Source organism: Paraclostridium sp. MRS3W1, from assembly GCF_032465715.1.
Lineage (GTDB): Bacteria > Bacillota > Clostridia > Peptostreptococcales > Peptostreptococcaceae > Paraclostridium > Paraclostridium dentum.
Genome location: NZ_JAWDJM010000050.1, coordinates 1 through 21,772 on the forward strand (window position 1 = coordinate 1; position 21,772 = coordinate 21,772).

22 protein-coding genes are annotated in these 21,772 nt (G+C 29.1%); 21 read left to right on the forward strand and 1 reads right to left on the reverse strand.

The features are described from left to right. Window positions 1-47 precede the first annotated feature (47 nt). The 4 genes from lspA (at window position 48) to RWY47_RS03950 (ending at window position 3,550) form a co-directional block, all read left to right on the forward strand. Entirely contained in the window at window positions 48-491 is a 444-nt protein-coding gene (lspA, locus tag RWY47_RS03935; RefSeq protein ID WP_021433855.1) for a signal peptidase II, read from the forward strand. 8 nt (window positions 492-499) lie between these two features. Next, complete coding sequence (locus tag RWY47_RS03940) at window positions 500-1,411, forward strand: RluA family pseudouridine synthase (protein ID WP_168930358.1); 912 nt, start codon at window positions 500-502, stop codon at window positions 1,409-1,411. A 257-nt stretch (window positions 1,412-1,668) separates the two neighbouring features. Then, a complete protein-coding gene (gene pyrR / locus RWY47_RS03945; protein ID WP_021430049.1) occupies window positions 1,669-2,202 on the forward strand; it encodes a bifunctional pyr operon transcriptional regulator/uracil phosphoribosyltransferase PyrR in 534 nt (177 codons plus the stop codon). A gap of 100 nt (window positions 2,203-2,302) precedes the next feature. Beyond that, window positions 2,303-3,550 carry a uracil-xanthine permease family protein gene (locus RWY47_RS03950; RefSeq protein ID WP_021430024.1) on the forward strand — a complete coding sequence of 416 codons (1,248 nt, stop codon included), beginning with the start codon at window positions 2,303-2,305 and terminating at the stop codon, window positions 3,548-3,550. A gap of 29 nt (window positions 3,551-3,579) precedes the next feature. Here the strand turns inward: RWY47_RS03950 and RWY47_RS03955 are convergent, their stop codons facing one another. Further along, window positions 3,580-5,349, reverse strand: coding sequence for an Rqc2 family fibronectin-binding protein (locus tag RWY47_RS03955; protein WP_150843301.1), 1,770 nt, complete (start codon window positions 5,347-5,349; stop codon window positions 3,580-3,582). A gap of 180 nt (window positions 5,350-5,529) precedes the next feature. Between RWY47_RS03955 and dapF the strand changes: the two genes are divergently transcribed. The 17 genes from dapF to rpe all read left to right on the forward strand — a co-directional run bounded on the left by dapF (window position 5,530) and on the right by rpe (window position 21,772). Continuing rightward, entirely contained in the window at window positions 5,530-6,360 is an 831-nt protein-coding gene (gene dapF, locus RWY47_RS03960; RefSeq protein ID WP_150843300.1) for a diaminopimelate epimerase, read from the forward strand. 3 nt (window positions 6,361-6,363) lie between these two features. Next, window positions 6,364-7,245 carry a YicC/YloC family endoribonuclease gene (locus tag RWY47_RS03965; protein WP_021430081.1) on the forward strand — a complete coding sequence of 294 codons (882 nt, stop codon included), beginning with the start codon at window positions 6,364-6,366 and terminating at the stop codon, window positions 7,243-7,245. A gap of 11 nt (window positions 7,246-7,256) precedes the next feature. Further along, on the forward strand, window positions 7,257-7,517 hold the full coding sequence (gene remA / locus RWY47_RS03970; protein ID WP_021430041.1) for an extracellular matrix/biofilm regulator RemA: 261 nt from the start codon (window positions 7,257-7,259) through the stop codon (window positions 7,515-7,517). Between the two features lie 14 nt (window positions 7,518-7,531). Further along, complete coding sequence (gene gmk / locus RWY47_RS03975; protein ID WP_148549765.1) at window positions 7,532-8,146, forward strand: guanylate kinase; 615 nt, start codon at window positions 7,532-7,534, stop codon at window positions 8,144-8,146. A 2-nt stretch (window positions 8,147-8,148) separates the two neighbouring features. Then, window positions 8,149-8,418: a DNA-directed RNA polymerase subunit omega gene (gene rpoZ, locus RWY47_RS03980; protein WP_021430086.1), complete on the forward strand. Its 270-nt coding sequence runs from the start codon at window positions 8,149-8,151 to the stop codon at window positions 8,416-8,418. A gap of 4 nt (window positions 8,419-8,422) precedes the next feature. Continuing rightward, window positions 8,423-9,622 carry a bifunctional phosphopantothenoylcysteine decarboxylase/phosphopantothenate--cysteine ligase CoaBC gene (coaBC, locus tag RWY47_RS03985; RefSeq protein ID WP_224170849.1) on the forward strand — a complete coding sequence of 400 codons (1,200 nt, stop codon included), beginning with the start codon at window positions 8,423-8,425 and terminating at the stop codon, window positions 9,620-9,622. A 130-nt stretch (window positions 9,623-9,752) separates the two neighbouring features. Then, window positions 9,753-12,209 carry a primosomal protein N' gene (gene priA, locus RWY47_RS03990; RefSeq protein ID WP_224170850.1) on the forward strand — a complete coding sequence of 819 codons (2,457 nt, stop codon included), beginning with the start codon at window positions 9,753-9,755 and terminating at the stop codon, window positions 12,207-12,209. Window positions 12,210-12,229: 20 nt separating this feature from the next. Further along, window positions 12,230-12,670 (forward strand): peptide deformylase, encoded by a 441-nt coding sequence (gene def, locus RWY47_RS03995; protein ID WP_021430007.1) that lies wholly within the window; start codon window positions 12,230-12,232, stop codon window positions 12,668-12,670. Window positions 12,671-12,685: 15 nt separating this feature from the next. Continuing rightward, window positions 12,686-13,618: a methionyl-tRNA formyltransferase gene (gene fmt / locus RWY47_RS04000; protein WP_021430109.1), complete on the forward strand. Its 933-nt coding sequence runs from the start codon at window positions 12,686-12,688 to the stop codon at window positions 13,616-13,618. Between the two features lie 4 nt (window positions 13,619-13,622). Further along, entirely contained in the window at window positions 13,623-14,357 is a 735-nt protein-coding gene (locus RWY47_RS04005) for a DUF116 domain-containing protein (RefSeq protein WP_206198361.1), read from the forward strand. A gap of 2 nt (window positions 14,358-14,359) precedes the next feature. After that, window positions 14,360-15,058 (forward strand): zinc metallopeptidase, encoded by a 699-nt coding sequence (locus RWY47_RS04010; RefSeq protein ID WP_021430084.1) that lies wholly within the window; start codon window positions 14,360-14,362, stop codon window positions 15,056-15,058. Window positions 15,059-15,116: 58 nt separating this feature from the next. After that, a complete protein-coding gene (rsmB, locus tag RWY47_RS04015) occupies window positions 15,117-16,442 on the forward strand; it encodes a 16S rRNA (cytosine(967)-C(5))-methyltransferase RsmB (protein ID WP_224170851.1) in 1,326 nt (441 codons plus the stop codon). 8 nt (window positions 16,443-16,450) lie between these two features. After that, window positions 16,451-17,479: a 23S rRNA (adenine(2503)-C(2))-methyltransferase RlmN gene (gene rlmN, locus RWY47_RS04020; RefSeq protein ID WP_224170852.1), complete on the forward strand. Its 1,029-nt coding sequence runs from the start codon at window positions 16,451-16,453 to the stop codon at window positions 17,477-17,479. A 16-nt stretch (window positions 17,480-17,495) separates the two neighbouring features. Further along, window positions 17,496-18,245 (forward strand): Stp1/IreP family PP2C-type Ser/Thr phosphatase, encoded by a 750-nt coding sequence (locus RWY47_RS04025; RefSeq protein ID WP_035115393.1) that lies wholly within the window; start codon window positions 17,496-17,498, stop codon window positions 18,243-18,245. 12 nt (window positions 18,246-18,257) lie between these two features. Next, entirely contained in the window at window positions 18,258-20,087 is a 1,830-nt protein-coding gene (gene pknB / locus RWY47_RS04030) for a Stk1 family PASTA domain-containing Ser/Thr kinase (RefSeq protein ID WP_224170853.1), read from the forward strand. A gap of 141 nt (window positions 20,088-20,228) precedes the next feature. Continuing rightward, complete coding sequence (gene rsgA / locus RWY47_RS04035; protein WP_150886995.1) at window positions 20,229-21,113, forward strand: ribosome small subunit-dependent GTPase A; 885 nt, start codon at window positions 20,229-20,231, stop codon at window positions 21,111-21,113. Between the two features lie 2 nt (window positions 21,114-21,115). After that, window positions 21,116-21,772 carry a ribulose-phosphate 3-epimerase gene (gene rpe, locus RWY47_RS04040; protein ID WP_021430069.1) on the forward strand — a complete coding sequence of 219 codons (657 nt, stop codon included), beginning with the start codon at window positions 21,116-21,118 and terminating at the stop codon, window positions 21,770-21,772.

The window sequence follows — 21,772 nt, forward strand, 5'->3', positions numbered from 1 at the left end:
AATATATATAATATATATAGATTAAAACAATTGAGGAGGATATTTTTTTGATATATATACTTATTATATTAGGCTTAATAGGATTAGATCAAATATCTAAATTTTTAGCTGTAAAGTATTTAGTTAATATAGGGAGTATACCTATAATTAAAGATATATTTCATTTAACATATGTAGAAAATAGAGGAGCAGCATTTGGAATGTTTCAAAATAACCAAATGATTTTTGTAGTGGTTGCTTTGGCTGCATGCATATTTGGATTATATTATTTATACAAAAAACAACTAAACTTACTTGGTAAAAGTGCTATAATTCTTATAATAGCAGGAGCTATAGGGAATCTTATAGATAGAGTAAGATTAGGGTTTGTAGTAGATTATTTTGATTTTAGAATAGTTTGGAACTATGTATTTAATGTAGCAGATGTATTTGTAGTTATAGGAACTATATTATTATGCATATACATAATATTTTTTGAAAATGACAAGTAGGTGAAATTATGGAAGAAATAAGACAATTTTTAGTTATAGATGAAGAAGAAGGCGATAGGCTAGATGTATATTTATCTGGACAGTTAGGTGAAATGTCTAGGAGTTATATACAAAAGATTATAAAGGATAAAAAAGTTAAGGTTAATAATAAAATTGAAAAAGCAAAATACTTGGTAAAAGAAGATGATAATATAATTATTGAGATACCAGCACCAAAACTTCTTGAAGTGACTCCACAAGATATACCAATTGACATTGTTTATGAAGATGGGGACTTATTAATAGTTAATAAACCTCAAGATATGGTTGTTCATCCAGCTCCAGGAAACTATGATAATACGTTAGTAAATGCAATTTTATATCATTGTAGAGAGAATTTATCTTCTATAAACGGGGTGATAAGACCTGGGATAGTACACAGGATAGATAAAGATACGTCTGGTCTTTTAATGATTGCAAAAAATAATAAAGCACATAATTCGTTAGCAGAACAGTTAAAAGATCATTCAATAACTAGAGAATATGAATTTATATGCCACGGAGTTATGAAAGAAGATAAAATAACTGTTGATAAACCTATTGGAAGAAATCCTAAAGATAGATTGAAGATGGGGATAGTTAAAGATGGAAAAAATGCAATTACTCACTTTGAAGTCATAAATAGATATGAAAACTTTACTCATGTTAAGGCAACTTTAGAGACTGGAAGAACACATCAAATAAGAGTTCATGCATTATCTTTAAATCATCCTTTATTAGGGGACCCTCTATATGGTCCGAAAAATAATAAGTTTGGGATAAAAGGACAAACCTTACATGCTAGAAAGTTAGGTTTTATGCATCCTACAACTAATGAATATGTTGAGTTCAATTCAGAGCTTCCAAAATATTTCAGTGACTTAATATCTAAAATGAAATAAAAGTGGTTGTTAAAAGGACTTTATTAGTATATAATTATAAAAAATGAATGTTACCTTTAATTGGTCCAGAGAGATCAAAAGGCGAGAGAATTAGAACTTATAGAAAATATAAGATTCTTTATATTTGATAAGTATAGCTTCTTGCCTAAGGGTAAGAAGCTTTTTTGATTAACGGGACGTAAGCTTGTCGAGCGGACGTTGACGATATGAGCTAAGCAAATTTTTATAACTTAACCTTATGACAAAGGAGGATTTTAATGAAAGAAAAGGCGCAATTAATGGATGAAAAAGCTATGGGAAGAGCTATAACTAGAGTAAGCCATGAAATTATAGAGAAAAATAAAGGTGTAGAAGATGTTGTTTTAGTAGGAATAAAAACAAGAGGAGTTCCTATAGCAAATAGAATAGCAAAGAAAATACAGAGTATAGAAGATGTATGTGTAAATACTGGTGAAATTGATATAACTCTATATAGAGATGATTTAAAAAAAGTAGATACAGATCCGGTTATAAATGGATCTAATATAAACTTTGATATAAATGATAAGGTTGTAATACTAGTTGATGATGTTTTATACACAGGAAGAACAGTAAGAGCAGCTTTAGATGCAATTATGGATATAGGAAGACCTAAGTCTATTCAATTAGCTGTGTTAGTGGATAGAGGACATAGAGAGTTACCTGTAAGAGCAGATTATGTAGGTAAAAATGTTCCAACATCAAAACATGAGGTAATTTCAGTTATGTTAAATGAGACTGATGAACAAGATTCAGTAACTATAAACGAGTAAAAGCATAAAATTATATAAGGTTAACACCTTTTAATTCAGTACAGAGATACTGAAAAAGGGAGAATTATTTCTCCCAAACTAAAAATAGGGAGGTTTTTTTATGAAAAAAACAATGTTATCATTACAACATTTATTAGCTATGTTTGGAGCTACAGTTTTAGTACCAATATTAACAGGATTTAATCCAGCGGTTGCTATTTTCTGTGCAGGAGTAGGGACATTAATTTTCCATGCATGTACAAAAGGAGTAGTTCCAGTTTTCTTAGGTTCAAGTTTTGCATTTATACCAGTTATAATAGCTGCTAAAGAAGCTCACAATGGAGATTTAGCATATGCTCAAGGTGGAATAATAGTAGCCGGAATTATATATTTAATAATGGCAGCAGTTATAAAAAAAGTAGGTGTAGATAAAATTAAAAAATATTTCCCAGCTCAAGTGGTTGGAGCAATGATAGCAGTTATAGGACTTAACCTATTACCAACTGCAGTTGATATGGCATCAAATAATTTTTTAATAGCAATTATGACATTAGGATTAGCAATAGCAATAAATGTATTTTGTAAAGGATTTATAAAGCAATTAAATATAATAATAGCTGTAGCTATAGGATACACTGTATCTTTAATACTAGGGAATGTAGATATTTCATTTATGAGCACAAATACGGCTCTTTTACAAATACCACAATTTACACTACCTAAATTTAGTTTACAAGCTATAGTTTTAATTGCACCTGTAGTTTTAGCGGTATTCATGGAACATATAGGAGACATGACTACTAATGGAACTGTAGTAGGGAAGAATTTCATAGAAGAACCAGGGCTTCACAGAACGTTAATGGGAGATGCATTGGCTACTATTATGGCAGGATTTTTAGGAGGACCAGCAAATACGACTTATGGAGAAAATACAGCAGTACTTGCTATAACTAAAAATTATGACCCATCAATATTAAGAAGAACTGCTATATGTGCAATATTACTAGCATGTGTAAGTAAGTTTGGAGGGTTTTTACAAAGTATACCTACAGAAGTTATGGGTGGAATAAGTATAATGTTATTCTCAATGATTTCATATGTAGGGTTAAAAACAATAAACGATAGCAAATGTGTAGAAAGTAAAAAGAATATAATAATAATAGCTACTATAATGGTAATAGGCTTAGGAACTACTTACTTAAGTAATAAAGGAATTGTTATAGGAATACCTGTAACTAAAACTGTTACAATTACAGGGCTAAGTTTAGCTGCAATAGTAGGGATTATACTAAATAGAGTATTAAATAAAGAAGACTTTAAAAAGGATGTTGAGGAAGAATCAGCAGTTCTTAACTCTCAGCTTATATAATTATAAACATAAATTAAAAAAAACAGGGTTTAACCCTGTTTTTTTAATTTAACTACTAACTCTTCAGATGGAGTTACATAAATAGTACTATTTGTTTCATATATAACCATTCCTGGTTTAGAACCATTTGGTTTTTTTACATTTTTCTTTAAGGTATAATCAACTGGAACTTGAGCTGACATTTTAGATTTACTGAAAAATGCAGCTAGCATTGCTCCTTCAAAAATAGTTGATTCAGGTATTTCCTTACCATCTGATTTTATTATTACGTGAGAACCTGGGATGTTTTTAGTATGCATCCATAAATCATCATTATTAGCGACTCTAAGAGTAAGAAAATCATTTTGCTTATTGTTTTTACCTACCAAGATTGTAAACCCATCAGAAGATAAAAATTCATTTGGTTTAGTAGTTAAAGTATTTTTCTCTTTTTTTGATTTAACCTTGCCACGCATATATCCAAGTTTTTGAAGTTCTTCTTTTATATCGTTAAGCTCAGCTAGGTTATCACAGTTATCTACACTAAGCATTATATTTTCAAGATAATTAATTTCTTCTAAGCTAAGTTCAACTTGAGCACTTATCTCTTTCTTTGCATGTTTTAATTTAGTATACTTTTTAAAGTATTTTTGAGCGTTTTCAGATGGAGTTAAGTTTGGGTTTAAATCGATTTTTACTGTAGAACAGTTTTCATCATAGAAATTTTGAACCTCTACAGACTTCATTCCCTTTTCAACCATATAAATATATGAAGTTATAAGCTCGCCCTTAACTTTGTAGATTATAGCATTATCAGATTCTTTAAGTTCTAATTCTTGTTTTTTTAATTTATTATAAAGTCTATCTAGTTTTATAGATATGCTTTTCTTAAAGTCTGATGCACGTTGATTTATTCTTTCCTTAGCATCTTTATTTGAATAGAAGCTTTCTATTATTGATGAAATACTTTCATTATGAACAACTTTTAAGCCATTAAATAGAGAAAGATTTATACAACTAAAATCTAAAAGCTTATCAATAGAAGGATCTAAAGCTAAGCATGGATTATAATTTGCGTCTTTGACGCTCTGCATAACATTTATAAACTCTTCGTGTAGCCTATTAAAGCTTTCATCATTTAAATCAGAAGGTAGCATAGAGCTATCTAAATTTGATCTAAAGCATATTTCCTTAGATACAGTCGGACTTATACCTAAAAATTTAGAATATATGGACTTTAATATAGGACCATTAAAATCTTTAAGTAATTCTTTAAACTGATCTATAGAAATTAATTCAAGTGGATCTAACTTATCTTGAGCAGGAGGTAGTGTATATGTTATACCTGGAAGAAGTTGTCTAACCCTACTAATACTAGGAGGTATTCTTTTTATTGAATCGACTATTTTATCTTCTTCATGAGTCAAAATTATATTACTATGTCTCCCCATTATTTCTATTATTAAATCTTTAGTAGTTTTTGATTTTAATTCATCTAAAGATTCAACAGTGATTTTTACAATTCTCTCAAATCCAATTTGAGAAACGCTAACTATATTTCCGCTTTGGATATACTTTCTAAGTAACATACAAAACATAGGAGCATTCATAGGATTTTCCTTTTTATATGAACTAGAAAGGTAAATTCTAGGATTAGATGAGCTTGCACTAAGTACTAGCTTAAAATTCTCTTTATTGTTTCGTATATGTAAAACTATTTCATCGTTTTCTGGTTGATATATCTTATCTATTTTTCCTCCAACTAACTTAGAAGACAGTTCATAACAAATTGAATGAACAACTAAACCATCGAATGCCATAATATCATTCCTTTCAAAATTTATTAAGTAAGTAAATTATTACACATATAAATAATAATGTGAATATAATATTGAGAATATAGTCTAAAATAATATAGAGTTTACACTCAATATAATTTCCTTTTATGAACAAAATATTGTATAATAAGCTAAGAATTCAATTTTATAGGGGGGATATAAATGAACTTCTGGAAATTACATGGAGTCGGAAATGATTTTATAGCAATTGACGGTAGGTTTGATAATAAAGATTCTAATGACTACTCAGATTTAGCTAAAAAAGTTTGTCATAGAAGATTTGGCGTTGGAGCTGATGGACTACTAGTAGTTAAAACCTCTGATATATCTGATGTAGAAATGGTATATTATAATTCTGATGGATCAAGAGCTAATATGTGTGGAAATGGATTAAGATGTTTTTGTAAGTTTGTGTATGACAATAACATAGTAAAAGATACAGAATTTAGTGTATACACACTTGACGGAATAAAAAAAATATCTTTAAATATAGAAAGTGAAAAAAATTATACTATAAGAGTAAATATGGGAAAACCAAATTTCAATCCAAAAAACATTCCAGTAAATACAAATAAAGAAGTCTTTATAAAAGAAAAGTTATTAATAGATAATAAAGAAGTAGAAGTAAGTTCAATTCTAATGGGAGTGCCACATACTATTGTATTCGTAGATGAACTTATAAAAGAAGATATATATAAATATGGAAAACTTATAGAAGAAAATGAAATTTTCCCAAATAAAACTAATGTCAATTTTGTTAAAGTTGATGATAAAGATAACATATATGTATACACATGGGAAAGAGGATGCGGATATACTCTAGGATGTGGGACAGGTATGACAGCTTCTGTAATTTTAGCTAACTATTTAGGTAAAACTAATGAAATAGTTAATGTAAAATCAGAAGGTGGAAGCGTAAGGATAGAGCTTCTTGATGATGTATATATGATAGGAAATGCAGTTAAAATATGTGAAGGAACTTTGGAGGTATAGCATATGGCTATTAGTATGACAGGTTTTGGAAGAGGCGAATACAAAAATGATAACTATCATTTTACCGTAGAATGTAGAACTATAAACCATAAGTACGTAGATATAAACACACGCCTTCCTAGAAAAATATCTTTTCTAGAGGATAAAATAAGAAATGTAGTCAAAGATTATATAAAAAGAGGTAGAGTTGATTTATATATAAAACTTGACTTAGTAGGTAGTGAAGATGTAAACTTAAAATTTGATGAGAAGTTAGCTTCTGAGTATGTAAATATATTAAATAATATAAAAGACACATTTAACTTACAAGATGATATAACAGTTATGAATATAGCAAAATTCCCTGATATAATAAAAAGTGAAGAAAAAGAAGAAGATGAAGATTTATTATGGTTAATGCTAAGGGATGCATTAAATGACTGTTTAGTTAAGTTAAAAGATATGAGGGTTGAAGAAGGCTTAAAACTTGCTAATGATATAGATATGAGATGTGATTTGTTAAAAGATTATATTGAACAAATAGAAAACTACTCATATAATGTTGTTAATGAATATAAAGAAAAATTAAACGGCAGAATAGCTGATATTTTAGAAAATCCAAGTCTTGTAGATGAAAATAGATTGGCTCAAGAAGTTGCTATATATGCAGATAAATGCAGTATAACAGAAGAAATAGTAAGATTTAAAAGTCATATAATACAACTTAAAAAAGCTATACATAAAGATGAGTCTATAGGAAGAAAAATAGACTTTTTAATACAAGAGATGAACAGAGAAACTAATACTATAGGATCGAAATCATCTGATTTAAATATAACTAATTTAGTTGTTGAAGTAAAAAGCGAACTAGAGAAAATAAGAGAACAGATACAAAACATAGAATAGGAGATGCGTTTATGAGTACGAACCTTATAAATATAGGATATGGGAATGTAGTTATGGCTAACAAGGTAGTTGCTATAGTAAGTCCAGAATCAGCTCCTATAAGAAGATTAATACAAGAAAGCAAAGAAAATGGAAGATTAATTGATGCTACTTATGGTAGAAAGACTAGAGCAGTTATAATAACTGATAGTCAGTATATAATATTATCATCGGTACAACCAGAAACCGTAGCACATAGATTCACAGACAAAGATGATAATATAGAGAATTAGAAAGGAAGATATAGATGAATAGGAAAGGTTTATTGCTAGTTGTTTCTGGACCGTCAGGAGCAGGAAAAGGAACTATATGTAAAGAATTTTTAAATAATAATGAGGATGTAAAGTTATCAGTTTCAGCTACTACAAGAAATCCAAGAGACGGTGAAGTGGACGGAGTTAACTATTTCTTTGTAACTAAAGATAAGTTTAAATCAATGATAGTTAATAATGAACTGTTAGAGCATGCTCAAATATATGATAATTTTTATGGTACGCCTAAAGCTGCAATTTTAGAAAATCTAGAAAATGGACATGACGTTGTTTTAGAAATAGAAATGCAAGGAGCTAGACAAATAAAAGAAGTTTATCCAGAAGGGGTATTCATATTTATACTTCCTCCATCTCTTGACGAACTTAAAAATAGAATAGTTGGAAGAGGAACAGAAACTGAAGAACAAATAAATAAAAGATTTAGTTGTGCAATGGATGAAATATGTCAAATAGAAAATTACGATTACTTTATAGTAAATAAAGATGTGAAAAATTCAGCTCAAGAATTAGAACATATAATATCAGCTGAAAAAAATAAAGTTTATAGATACAAAGATAATATAATAAAGAAATTCAAGGAGGAATTATAAAAATGATAAAACCATCAATAAACGAGGTATTAAACCAAATAGATAATAGATACTACTTAGTAGTAACTGTAGCTAAAAGATCTAGAGAATTAATAGATGGAGCTACTCCATACGTTCCTACTACTAAGCATCAAGAAATAAAGCCTGTTACTTTAGCTACTCAAGAAGTTGCAGATAGAAAAATATCATTTAGAAAATTAACTGAGGAAGAAATAGAAATAGAAGAAGCTAAGCACTTATTAGCTCAAACTCAAAATATAATAGAGGAGTAATATCATGCTAAAAGATAAGACTGTTGTTATAGGCGTATGTGGAGGAATAGCTGTTTATAAGGCTTGTGACTTAGTCAGCAAGTTGAAAAAAACAGGTGTAAATGTACATGTAATAATGACTAAATCAGCAACAGAATTTGTAGCTCCGCTTACATTTCAGACATTAAGTCAAAACTATGTAGTTGAAGATATGTTTGAATCTCCAAAAACTTGGGATGTAGAACATATATCATTAGCTAAGAAAGCCGATGTATTTGTATTAGCTCCAGCTACTGCAAATGTCATAGGAAAAGTAGCTAACGGCATTGCAGACGATATGTTGACTACGACTATTATGGCTACAAAAGCAAAAGTTCTTGTAGCTCCAGCTATGAATACTAATATGTATGAAAATCCTGTTGTACAAAGGAACATACAAACTTTAAAAGATTTAGATTATAAGTTTGTAGAACCAGAAAGCGGAAGATTAGCTTGTGGAGATATAGGATCAGGAAAACTTGCCTCTGTTGATGCTATTTTTAATAGTATAATTGAACTTTTAGAAATTAAGAAAGATTTAGAAGGAACTAGCATGATAATAACTGCTGGACCTACAGTTGAAAGTATTGATCCAGTAAGATACATAACGAATAGATCAACTGGAAAAATGGGATATTCTATAGCTAAAAAGGCAATAGAAAGAGGAGCAGATGTAACTTTAGTATCTGGGCCTACAAATATAGTTCCACCTCAGAATTTAAAGAAATTTATTCAAATAGAATCAGCGGAAGATATGTATAATGCTGTTTTAGAAAATATGGATGAAAATCAAGTTATTATAAAGAGCGCTGCAGTTGCAGATTATAGACCTAAGGAATACTCAGATAATAAAATAAAAAAATCTGATGATGATTTAAGTATAAGACTAGATAGAACTAAAGATATTGCTTTAGAATTAGGAAAGATAAAAAATAATAAGATTTTAGTTGGATTTGCAGCAGAAACTAATGATTTATTAGAAAATGCTAAAAATAAAATTCAAAAGAAAAATTTAGATTTTATCGTAGCAAATGACTTAACTCAAGATGGTGCTGGATTTGGTGTTGATACTAATATAGTTAAGATTATAGATAGAGAGGGTGTTGTACAAGAACATCCTAAAATGAAAAAAGAAGAGGTAGCAGATGTTATCTTAGACAAAATAAAAACTCTATTAAACAAATAAGCATCTATATTTATATAGATGCTTAATTTTCATTTATAGGCAAATGTAATAGATATAATATATGAACTTATAAAGAATGAACTTACTGTAAATGATAATAACGATATAAATTTGAAATAGAGGTTAAAATATGAAGAGATTTGCAAAAGTGATAGTGAGAAATAACTCTATATACACTGACAATTTATTTACATATGAAATCCCTGAGTTTTTAAATGAAAATATAAAAATTGGGCATAGAGTACTAGTTCCTTTTGGAATTTATAATAAGCCAGTAGAAGCATTTGTATTTGATATTGTGAGCGAATTAGATGAAGATATAAAGACTAAAAAAGTAGTAGATATATTAGATGAAGAACCAATTTTTTCAAAAGATGATATAAGCTTAATTGGGTGGATGAGAAATAAATACTTATGTACTTATATAGATTGCATAAACTTATTGTATCCAAAAGGCTATAAGTTAAATAATTATAAAGTTTTAACTCTTATAAATGATGATTTAGATAATTTAAGTGATAGTGAAATGAATTTAATAAAAATAATTAAAGAAAATCATGGATGTATAAAACTTGAAAAAATAAAGAAAGTACCCAATTTAAATAACTTAATATATAAACTACAGAAAAAAAATATTATAGATGTAAAATGGGAATACAAAAACCATAAAAACGAGAAAAAAGATTATATTATAGATATATCTAAACAAATAAACAACCTAGACAGCTATATACTGGAAAATAAGATAAGACTAGGAAGTAAACAAAAAGAACTTATTAAGTTTGTACAAGAAAAGAAACCTATTGAATTAAGTAAAATAAATGATGTATTCCCATCATGTAGACAAAGTATATTAAAATTAGAAGAAAAAGGGCTTGTATGTATTGAAGAAATAGATTTATATAGAAAACCTAAAGAGATATATTCTGTAGAGGATAAAAAAATAAATTTAAATGAAGAACAATTAAATACAGTGAATATTATAAAAAGCGAAATGTTTGAAGAAAATAAAAAACCATATATGATACACGGAGTAACTGGCAGTGGAAAGACAGAAGTATATATGGAGATAATAGAGTATTCCTTAAGCCAAGGGTTAGATAGTATTGTTTTAGTCCCAGAAATTTCACTAACACCACAGACTATATCAAGATTTAAAAATAAATTTGGAGAAATAGTTGGAGTTTTTCATAGTCAGTTATCAGAAGGTGAGAAACATGATGTGTATAAACAGATAAAAGAGGGGAAAATAAGGATACTTATTGGGGCTAGATCAGCTTTATTTGCTCCATTTACAAGCCTTGGAGTTATAATTATAGATGAATTCCATGAAGGTGCGTATAAGTCTGAGAAGAATCCAAAATTTAACTCTATAGATGTTGCTAAATATATAGCTAATAAAAGAGATGTTTCCTTAGTTTTAGGGTCAGCGACTCCATCTGTTGAGGAATATTTCAATGCATTAAATGGAGAATATAAATTATTAGAAATAAATCAAAGAGCAAATAAAAAGCCTATGCCTAAAATCGAAGTTGTAGATATGAAAGAAGAGCTGATGGTAGGTAATAAAAGTATATTTAGCAATAAGTTAAAAGTTGAAATACAAAGCGCTTTAAATTGTGGAAATCAAGTTATATTATTTTTAAATAGAAGAGGATTTTCGAACTTTGTTTCTTGTAGAAAATGCGGCTATGTATTTACTTGTGAAAATTGTGATATATCTCTTACATACCATAAAAAAAATAATACTGGAAAATGCCATTATTGTGGATATGAAAAAGAAATTCCAAAAGAATGTCCAGAGTGTAAAAGTAAATATATAAAACCATTTGGAATAGGAACTCAAAAAATAGAAGAAGAAATAAAGTTAATTTTTCCGAATATAAATGTATTAAGGTTAGATAAGGATACAACATCTAGAAAAGGTGAATTCGAAAATATACTGAATGATTTTAAAAATAAGAAAGCAGATGTGTTAATAGGGACTCAAATGCTTAGTAAAGGTTTGGATTTTGAAAATGTTACTTTGGTTGGAATTTTATCTGCGGATATGATTTTGAAATTCCCTGACTTTAGAAGTTCAGAAACGACATTCCAGTTAATAACTCAAGTAGCAGGAAGAGCGGGAAGATCCGAAAAAGAAGGTAAAGTTATATTACAAACATACGATACTGACCATTATGCAATTAGACATGCTATAAAATATGATTTTAAAGGATTTTATGAAGATGAAATTAAAATAAGAAAAGCATTTGAATATGCTCCTTTTAATAATATGATTAGTGTTGTAATTAGTGGAAAAGATAACGCTAAGGTAGAGAAAAATGCTAGAAAAATGTATGATTCATTAGTATATCTACTAAGAGAACGAGGTATAAGTAATTTAGAGTTCATATTAGGGCCAAATCCTTGTTCTATAAGTAAGATAAATCAAAATTTTAGATGGCAAATACTATTTAAAGATGATGATATTGAAATTAATCTATTAAAGGGTATAATAAAATATATATGTATAACTAAGCGCGATATAGTTTTTGATAAGGATACAAATATATCAATAGATATAAACCCTTATAGTGTATTATAAAATTTTAGGAGGAATATAAAATGGCGTTAAGACAAATAGTTCAAATAGGAGAACCGGTATTAAGAAAAAAGTGTAAACATGTTGAAAAAATCGATGAAAAAATAATTCAATTATTAGATGATATGGCAGACACTATGTATGAGGCTGACGGAGTAGGACTTGCAGCTCCTCAAGTTGGAATATTAAAAAGAATAGCTGTAATAGATGTAGGTGATGGGATTATAGAACTAATAAATCCAGAGATAATAGAAACTTCAGGAACTCAAACTGATGATGAAGGATGTTTAAGTGTTGTGAATGAGTGTGGGCCTGTAACAAGACCATACTACGCAAAAGTTAGAGCTATGAATAGAAAAGGTCAAATGTTTGAAATAGAAGGTGAAGAACTTTTAGCAAGAGCATTTTGCCATGAGATAGACCATTTAGATGGAATATTATTTGTAGATAAAATTGAGAAGTAGTAGGAGTTGAAAAATATGAAAATAGTATTTATGGGAACTCCAGAATTTGCAGTTCCGTGCTTACAGAAAATAATAGATGAAGGCCACGAAGTTGTAGCAGTAGTTACTCAACCAGATAAACCTAAGGGTAGAGGTAAAAAATTAGCTATGCCGCCAGTAAAGGAATTAGCTCTAAAATATGATATACCAGTATATCAACCTTTAAAAGCTAGGGAAGAATCATTTGTTGATACATTAAAAGAAATGAACCCAGAACTTATAGTGGTTGTAGCTTTTGGACAAATACTTCCAAAGAGTATTTTAGATATACCTAAATATGGATGTGTTAATGTACATGCTTCTTTACTACCAAGATACAGAGGAGCAGCTCCTTTAAATTGGGTTATAATAAACGGAGAAGAAAAAACAGGTGTAACTACAATGTATATGGATGAAGGTCTTGACACTGGAGATATGATATTAAAAAGTGAAATACCTTTAGATGATGAAATAACTGCAGGAGAGCTTCATGATAAAATGATGATAGATGGGGCTAAAGTTTTAAAAGAAACTATCGATTTAATAGAAAAAGGTGAGGCTCCTAGAGAAAAACAAAGCAATGAAGATACTTGTTACTCACCTATAATGAATAAATCACTAGGAAATATAGATTGGAAAAAATCAGCTATAGACATACATAACCTTGTGAGAGGAATAAATCCATGGCCTAGTGCTTATACAACTTATGAAGGTCAAACTATGAAAATATGGAAAACTAAAGTCATAGATAAAAACAGTGATAAAGATCCTGGAACTATAATTAGTGTAGATAAAGAAGGAATAAATGTGTCTACAAGTGAAGGAATACTTCAAATTAAAGAGATTCAAATGGCTGGAAAGAAAAGAATGGAAGTGCCTGAATATATAAAAGGGAACAATATAAACACAGACATTATATTAGGAAGTTAAAATTATGAATTTTAAAAAATACATGACAACTACAGTGTTTTTAATAGGAATATTACTATTTTTATTGGTGGGATTAAATATTTTTATGAATAGTCTTGAAAATATATTTTCTATATTAGTAAATGGGGTAATAATAATATTATTAATTATTACTATATTTTCAACTTTAGTTACCTATATGGTTGTAAATGATAAAAAAGTAAATAAATATATAATGAAGTTTAACTTTAGTATAGTTAGCTTTTTATATCCTGTACTTATTGTTTTAGGGAATACTTTGAATGTGCCTAAAAATGAAATAAGAAAAGTATATATAAAATTAAATAATAATTATATATATAGTAATAGGTATAAGATAAAGCCTGAAGACATACTTATTTTAATACCACATTGCATTCAAAAGAGTGAGTGTAAATTAAAGATCACTACAAATGTAAGAAACTGCAAAAGTTGTGGACTTTGTAATGTAAAAGATTTAATTGACTTACAAGATAAGTACAATGTACAGGTATTTATAGCAACTGGAGGTACCTTAGCTAGAAAGAAAATAAAAGAAACTAGACCTAAGGCTGTAGTTGCGGTAGCTTGCGAAAGAGATTTAACTGCAGGAGTACAAGATATAAGACAAGTACCAGTTTTAGGAGTATTTAACAAAAGACCTAATGGGCCTTGCGTAGATACAAAAATTGATGCAAATGAAGTTGAAAATGCAATAAAATTCTTTATAGGAGAGTGTTAAATATGATGCACTATGGCTATGGATATTATTTTGATCCAACATTGTTTATTTTAATACCAGGTATATTATTTACTATGTATGCTCAGTTCAAAGTAAGTAGTACAACAAGTAGATACTTTAGAGTTCAAAGTAGATTAGGTTATACAGGAGAACAAACGGCTAGAAAAATATTAGATGCAAATGGACTTTACAATGTTAATATTGAAATGGTTAGAGGAAGTCTTAGCGACCACTATGACCCAAGAAGTAATGTAGTTAGGTTATCACAAGATGTTTATTATGGTACATCTATTACTTCTGTTTCAGTTGCAGCACATGAATGTGGGCATGCAATTCAACATGCTAAGGGATATGCGCCTCTTCAAATGAGAAGTAGTTTAGTTCCTGTAGTGAACTTTGCGTCTAATATATCTTGGTTTTTAATATTCATAGGATTATTTATGACAGGTCCTTTCTTAAAAATTGGGATATTATTATTTTCAGCATCTGTAATATTCCAAATAATTACCTTACCAGTAGAATTCAATGCATCTAGTAGAGCTATGGTTCAAATTGGGAATGAAGGTATATTAGAAGGAAAAGAGATAAAACAAGGGAGAGAAGTACTAACAGCAGCTGCGTTAACATACGTTGCAGCAGCATTAGCATCAGTGCTTCAATTATTAAGATTAATTGCAATATCACAAAGACGTGATGATTAATAGAGATTGTCCTAGGGGTTTCTAGGACTTTTTCTATTTAAATATATGGAGGTATTTAATGAACGCAAGAGAATTAGCATTTAAAACACTATACGATATAGAAAGAAATAAAAATTATTCAAATTTATCTATTAACAAAAATTTTAAAAACGTAAATATAAGTGATCAGGAAAAAGGTCTTGCAACAGAACTTATTTATGGAATTATAGAAAATAAATATTATTTAAATTATATAATAGATAAATTATCTAAGATAAAATCGAAAAAAATGTCAACCTATGTTAAAATATCATTATGGTTAGGAATTTATCAAATACTATTTTTAGATAGCATAAAAGAGCATGCAGCAGTAAACGAGAGCGTTTCTCTTATTAAAAAATATGATAAAAAGTCATCGGGATTTGTGAATGCTATACTTAGAAATGTACTAAGAAACAAAGAGACTATAATGGATATAGAAAAAGAAAATAAGGTAGATACTTTATCTATAAAGTATTCATATAGCCCGTGGATAATTGAAAAATGGATGAATGTATTTGGAGAAGAATTTACAGAGGATTTATTAGAAGCTAATTCTGAAAAACCTAATTTATATATAAGAGTAAATACAACTAAAATAACTAAAGATGAATTAATCGAAAAGTTAAAGGCTCAAGGAATTGTATGTAGTAAAGTTAATGGAATTGATGAAGCTATAATGGTACAAAATCTTAAAAATATAGAAGGTAATAAATTGTTTAGAGATGGACTTTTCACAGTTCAAGATATAAGTTCTATGCTTGTAGGAAAAGTAACAAATCCAAAAGAAGGTAGTTTGGTTTTAGATATGTGTAGTGCCCCAGGAGGTAAAACAACACATTTGGCAACTTTAATGAATAATAGTGGACAAGTTATAGCAAGAGATGTATTTGAACATAAATTAAAACTTATAAATAATACTGTTAATAGATTAGGATTAAAAAATGTAAAAGTAGAAAATTTAGATGCATTAGAAATAGATGAAAGTAGTATAGATAAATTTGATTATGTAGTATCGGATGTTCCTTGTTCTGGAATGGGAATAATAAAAAGAAAACCAGAAATAAAGTTTAAAAAAGAAGAAGAACTTAAAGACTTACCGGTTATACAAGGCGCTATTTTGAATAATGCAGCTAAGTATGTTAAAGTTGGTGGTCACTTAATATATAGTACTTGTACTATACACGATGAAGAAAATATAGATATAATTAATAAATTCTTACAAGATAATGAAAAATTTGAATTAGAACCTATTGATGAAGTTAAGATTGATTTAGATAATCAAGATAAAGGATATATAAAAATTTATCCAAATATACATGGTATGGACGGATTTTTTATAGCAAAACTTAAGAGAGTAAGGTAGGCAATTATATGGATAATAAGACATGTTTAAAAAATTTAACTGAAGAAGAAATAAAAGAGTTTTTAAAAAGTATAGGAGAGAAAGCTTTTAGAGGATCTCAAATATTTAGCTGGATTTATAAAGGAGCAAAATCTTTTGATGATATGAATAATATACCAAAAGCTCTAAGAGAAAAATTAGATGAGGTTTCATATATAGGCAGCTTAGATGTTGAATTAAAATTAGAATCTAAAATTGATGGAACTAGAAAGTATTTATTTTTACTTAATGATGGGAATATAATAGAAAGTGTAATGATGGAATATGAACATGGCGTAACCGTATGTATATCAAATCAAGTTGGATGTAGAATGGGATGTAGATTTTGCGCATCTACTATAGATGGATTACTAAGAAATTTAGAACCTTGGGAAATATTAGATCAAATAATACAAATTCAAGAGGATATAGGTAAAAGAGTGTCAAATATTGTATTGATGGGAAGTGGTGAACCTCTTGATAACTTTGATAATACTAAGCAGTTTTTAAAACTAGTAAATGAAAAGAATGGGCTTAATATAGGATATAGACATATTACATTATCAACATGTGGAGTAGTTCCTAAAATGTATGAATTAGCAGATTTGAAAATACCTATAAATTTAGCGTTGTCACTGCATTCTCCTTTTGATAAATCAAGAAAAGAGATAATGCCAATAGCAAATGCATATTCAATAAAAGAAGTTATAGATGCGTGTAAATACTATATAGAAAGTACTAATAGAAGGATTACGTTTGAGTATTCATTAATAAAAGGTGTGAATGACTCTATAGATGATGCTAATCAATTATCTAAAATTTTAAAGGGTATGTTATGTCATGTTAATTTAATACCTATAAACAAAGTGGAAGAAAGAGATTATGAAAAACCAGATAAAACTTATGTATATAAATTTAGAGATATGTTAAATGAAAAAAATATACCAGCTACTATAAGAAGAGAAATGGGAGCGGATATAAATGGAGCTTGTGGTCAATTAAGAAGAAAACACAAATAGATGAAGGGGGAAAATTATGAAATATAGTTGTATTTCCCATATTGGAAGAATAAGAAAAAATAACGAAGACTATTGCAAAGGTGAAATTATATCAACAAATTCGGGAGATATAGGAATATTTGCAATAGCTGACGGTATGGGTGGCCATAATAAGGGTGAAGTTGCAAGTGAATTAGCTGTAGAAAATATAGTGAAGTTTTTGAAAAATAACTTAGTTCAAAATGAATTTGTAAAAATAAATTATATAGATGATATTCTTAAGCAAGCTTATAATAACGTAAACTCTATAATATACAAAAAATCTAAAGATGATGAAATATGCACTGGAATGGGAACTACATTAACAACTGTAATAATACATAAAGGAAAAGTATATATTGCAAATGTAGGAGACAGCAGATGTTATATGTTACACGATGGAGAGTTTGAAAAAATTACAAGAGATCATTCTTTAGTCGAAGAACTTATAGCAAAGCATGCTATAACTGAAGAAGAAGCAAAAACACACCCAAATAGAAATATTATAACAAGAGCTCTGGGAACGGAACAAATTATATTAGTTGATATTTATAAAAAAGATATTAATAAAGATGATAAAGTTTTATTAGCTACTGATGGATTAACAGGGTTTGTAGATAAAAGCGAAATAAATGAAATTATATCTAAAGATGAGGAAGTAGAAGTTATAGCTGAAAATTTAATAAACAAGGCTAATGAACTATCAGGGAAAGACAATGTATCGGTTATATTAGTTAATTATAATTAGGATGGTGATATAGTGGGAGAAACAGTTTTAGGAAATAGATATGAAATAATAAAAAAAATAGGCGATGGAGGCATGGCTTTTGTATATGAAGCTAGAGATAAGCTTTTAAACAGAACTGTAGCCATAAAGGTTTTAAGACCAGAGTTTGTGGATGATGAAGAATTTTTAACTAAATTTAAAAGAGAAGCCGAAGCCGTTGCAAGTCTTTCGCATCCTAACATTGTAAATGTATATGATGTAGGAGAAGATGGAAAAGTTCATTACATAGTAATGGAGCTTATAGAAGGACAAAATTTAAAGGATATAATAAAAAATGAAGGTACTTTAGATGAATATACAGCGTTAGATATAGCTAAGCAAATAGCAAAAGCGTTAGGTGCCGCACATAGAAAAGGGATTATACATAGAGATATAAAACCTCACAATATACTTATATCTAATGAAGGTAGACTTGTTAAAGTTGCTGACTTTGGGATAGCTAAGGCTGTATCTAGTTCAACTATAACAAGTACTGGAAGTGTAATAGGTTCGGTACACTATTTTTCACCAGAACAAGCTAAAGGAAAATTTGTTTCAAATACAACAGACTTATACTCTTTAGGTATTGTATTATACGAGATGATAATAGGAAGAGTTCCCTTTACAGGAGAAAGCCCTATATCCATAGCGCTTCAACATATAAATGAAGAGATAGAATTTACTCAAGAAGAGAAAGTTTCTATTCCTCAAAGTGTTAGAAATATAATAAAGAAATTAACTTCAAAGTCTAGTGCTGATAGATATCAAGGTGCAGATGAGTTAATAGAAGATATCGAGTATATAGAAAAAAATATAGATTTAGATTTTATAAAAGAATATGATAATTACGCTACTCAAAAAATAGATGAAGCTGAGCTAAATAAAGCTTTAAAGTTAGCGGAGACTAAACCACAAAATATATATGAAGAAGATGACGTGGAAGAAGAACTAGACAATGTAGTTCCTGTTAAATCTTCTTCAAAAAGAAATAAGAAAAAGAATAAAAAAGAGGATAATCCTAAAAGTAAAAAAAGATGGAAAATAGCAGCTATAGTTTTAACTTTAGTGCTTATAACACAAATAGCAGTTATAGCCAAAATTGCTTTAGGATTTAAAAATAAAGATACAGCAGAAGGAACTGCTCCGAATTTAATAAATATGGAACTTGATGAAGCCCAAAAGAAAGCTGATGATTTGGGACTAAATATAAGGGTTAGTATAGAGGAATATAGTGATAGTGTTGAAAAAAATCATGTAATATCACAAACTCCAAATGCTGGAACTCCAGTTAATCCAGGAGATACAATTACTGTAACTATAAGTAAGGGTCAAAGTCAAACATCTATACCGAGTGTTGTAGGTAAGACGTTAGGAGAAGCTGGAAATATTTTAAAAGAAAATAAACTGCAATTAGGAAATGTAAAATATGTAGATAGTAATGAGGCTAAAGATATAGTTGTAGCTCAAAATCCAAACTCTGGAAATATAAAGCCAGGAGATAAGGTGAATGTAGAAGTTAGTAAAGGCCCGCAACAAAAGCCAGAACCTAAACCGGAAGAGCCGACAGAACCAGAGAAACCAACAGAACCAGAAAAACCAACTGATCCAGGAACAGGAGGATCTGGGAATGAAGGAGGAACTACAGAACCAGAAAAACCAACTAATCCAGGCGGAGAAGGAGAAACTGGAGGCGATGGTCAAGGAGGAAGCACTGGAGGAGGTCAAGGGACTAATAACGGAGGAGAAGGTCAAGGAACAGGGACACCAACACCTGCACCCCAAACTACAGATCATCAAAGTGCGAGTAATGGAACAAAACACTAGTACTTCAAATTAAACATGTAATAAATAATAATTATAAAAAGTCCAATGATTAATAATTATTGGACTTTTTTGTAATATTTATGTAAATTAATATAGATAATATTAATTAGAAGTTTAACTAAATTTTATAGGAGGAATTAAATGATAGAAGGAATTATTACAAAAGGTATTGGGGGATTTTATTATATAGATACAAATCAAGGAGTATACGAATGTAGAGCTAGAGGTATATTTAGAAAAGAAAAAATTACTCCTTTAGTAGGAGATAATGTAAAAATAAATATAATTGATGAGGAAAATAAAAAAGGTGTACTTGAAGAAATAGAAGATAGAGACACAGAATTAGTAAGACCGCCAATAGCTAATGTAAATAAAGCGATAATTGTATTTGCTATAAAAAATCCAAATCCAAATTTATCATTACTAGATAGATTCATAGTTTTAGCGGAAAGAGAATCTTTAGATATTGTTATAGTACTTACGAAGGCTGATTTAGCTACAGATGAAGAACTAAACAAATTAAAAAGTATATATGAAACGAGCGGTTACAAAGTAATACCTGTTAGTAATGAAGCTAAAATAAATATAGATAAGGTAAAAGAGGAATTAAAAGGCAATATAGTTGTATTTGCAGGTCCTTCTGGAGTAGGAAAATCAACTTTATTAAATAATATAGATAGTAAATTTCAACTGCAAACAGGTGAAGTTAGTGATAAAATAAAAAGAGGAAAACATACAACAAGACATGCAGAGCTTTTAAAGCTAGAATGTGGAGGTATGGTAGCAGATACTCCTGGATTTAGTTCATTAACTTTAGATGATATAGAAGAAGATGAATTAAAGGAATACTTCATAGAATTTGATGAGTTTTCAGATGGATGCAAATTCGGAGGAAGATGTATGCATGAAAATGAGCCTATATGTGGGGTTAAAGAAGGGGTAAATGAAGGTAAAATAGCTAAAGAAAGATATGAAAGCTACTTACAATTGCTAAAAGAAAAGAGACAATCAAAGAGGAGGTATTAAAGATGATAAAGATGGCACCATCGATTTTATCAGCAGATTTTGCAAGGTTATTAGAGGATGTTAAGAAAGTGGAAAGAGCAGGTTGTGAATATTTACATATAGATGTTATGGATGGACATTTTGTTCCAAATATAACTTTAGGGCCAGCTATTGTTAAATCATTAAGAAAAGATGTAAATATGGTATTTGATGCTCATTTAATGATAGAAAATCCAGATAACTACATAAAGGATTTTGTAGATGCTGGATGTGATATGATAGTAGTTCATGAAGAGGCTTGTACTCATTTACATAGAACTATACAAAATATTAAATCATTTAATGTTAAAGCTGGTGTTGCATTAAACCCAGCAACTCCTATAGAAAATATTAAATATATACTAAATGATATAGACATGGTGCTTATAATGACAGTTAATCCAGGGTTTGGGGGACAATCATTTATAGGAACAATGATAGATAAAATAAAAGAGTTAAAAGCATTAATAGATGAAAAAGGATTAGATGTAGATATACAAGTTGATGGAGGAATAAAACCTTCAAACGTGAGCGAAGTTGTAAAAGCAGGAGCTAATGTTATAGTAGCAGGTTCAGCTATATTTAATAGTGATGATATAGAAGCTACTGTTAAAGAATTCAGACTAAATGCATCTAAGTAA

Bases quoted from the DNA above. Each gene is read 5' to 3' on its own strand.
- RWY47_RS04025 (WP_035115393.1), top strand. From the start codon at position 17,496: ATGAAATATAGTTGTATTTCCCATATTGGAAGAATAAGAAAAAATAAC.
- rlmN (WP_224170852.1), top strand. From the start codon at position 16,451: ATGGATAATAAGACATGTTTAAAAAATTTAACTGAAGAAGAAATAAAA.
- RWY47_RS04005 (WP_206198361.1), top strand. From the start codon at position 13,623: ATGAATTTTAAAAAATACATGACAACTACAGTGTTTTTAATAGGAATA.
- pyrR (WP_021430049.1), top strand. From the start codon at position 1,669: ATGAAAGAAAAGGCGCAATTAATGGATGAAAAAGCTATGGGAAGAGCT.
- remA (WP_021430041.1), top strand. From the start codon at position 7,257: ATGAGTACGAACCTTATAAATATAGGATATGGGAATGTAGTTATGGCT.
- priA (WP_224170850.1), top strand. From the start codon at position 9,753: ATGAAGAGATTTGCAAAAGTGATAGTGAGAAATAACTCTATATACACT.
- RWY47_RS04010 (WP_021430084.1), top strand. From the start codon at position 14,360: ATGATGCACTATGGCTATGGATATTATTTTGATCCAACATTGTTTATT.
- def (WP_021430007.1), top strand. From the start codon at position 12,230: ATGGCGTTAAGACAAATAGTTCAAATAGGAGAACCGGTATTAAGAAAA.
- fmt (WP_021430109.1), top strand. From the start codon at position 12,686: ATGAAAATAGTATTTATGGGAACTCCAGAATTTGCAGTTCCGTGCTTA.
- rsgA (WP_150886995.1), top strand. From the start codon at position 20,229: ATGATAGAAGGAATTATTACAAAAGGTATTGGGGGATTTTATTATATA.
- rpoZ (WP_021430086.1), top strand. From the start codon at position 8,149: ATGATAAAACCATCAATAAACGAGGTATTAAACCAAATAGATAATAGA.
- RWY47_RS03965 (WP_021430081.1), top strand. From the start codon at position 6,364: ATGGCTATTAGTATGACAGGTTTTGGAAGAGGCGAATACAAAAATGAT.
- gmk (WP_148549765.1), top strand. From the start codon at position 7,532: ATGAATAGGAAAGGTTTATTGCTAGTTGTTTCTGGACCGTCAGGAGCA.
- coaBC (WP_224170849.1), top strand. From the start codon at position 8,423: ATGCTAAAAGATAAGACTGTTGTTATAGGCGTATGTGGAGGAATAGCT.
- dapF (WP_150843300.1), top strand. From the start codon at position 5,530: ATGAACTTCTGGAAATTACATGGAGTCGGAAATGATTTTATAGCAATT.
- RWY47_RS03955 (WP_150843301.1), bottom strand. From the start codon at position 5,349: ATGGCATTCGATGGTTTAGTTGTTCATTCAATTTGTTATGAACTGTCT.
- rsmB (WP_224170851.1), top strand. From the start codon at position 15,117: ATGAACGCAAGAGAATTAGCATTTAAAACACTATACGATATAGAAAGA.
- RWY47_RS03940 (WP_168930358.1), top strand. From the start codon at position 500: ATGGAAGAAATAAGACAATTTTTAGTTATAGATGAAGAAGAAGGCGAT.
- RWY47_RS03950 (WP_021430024.1), top strand. From the start codon at position 2,303: ATGAAAAAAACAATGTTATCATTACAACATTTATTAGCTATGTTTGGA.
- rpe (WP_021430069.1), top strand. From the start codon at position 21,116: ATGATAAAGATGGCACCATCGATTTTATCAGCAGATTTTGCAAGGTTA.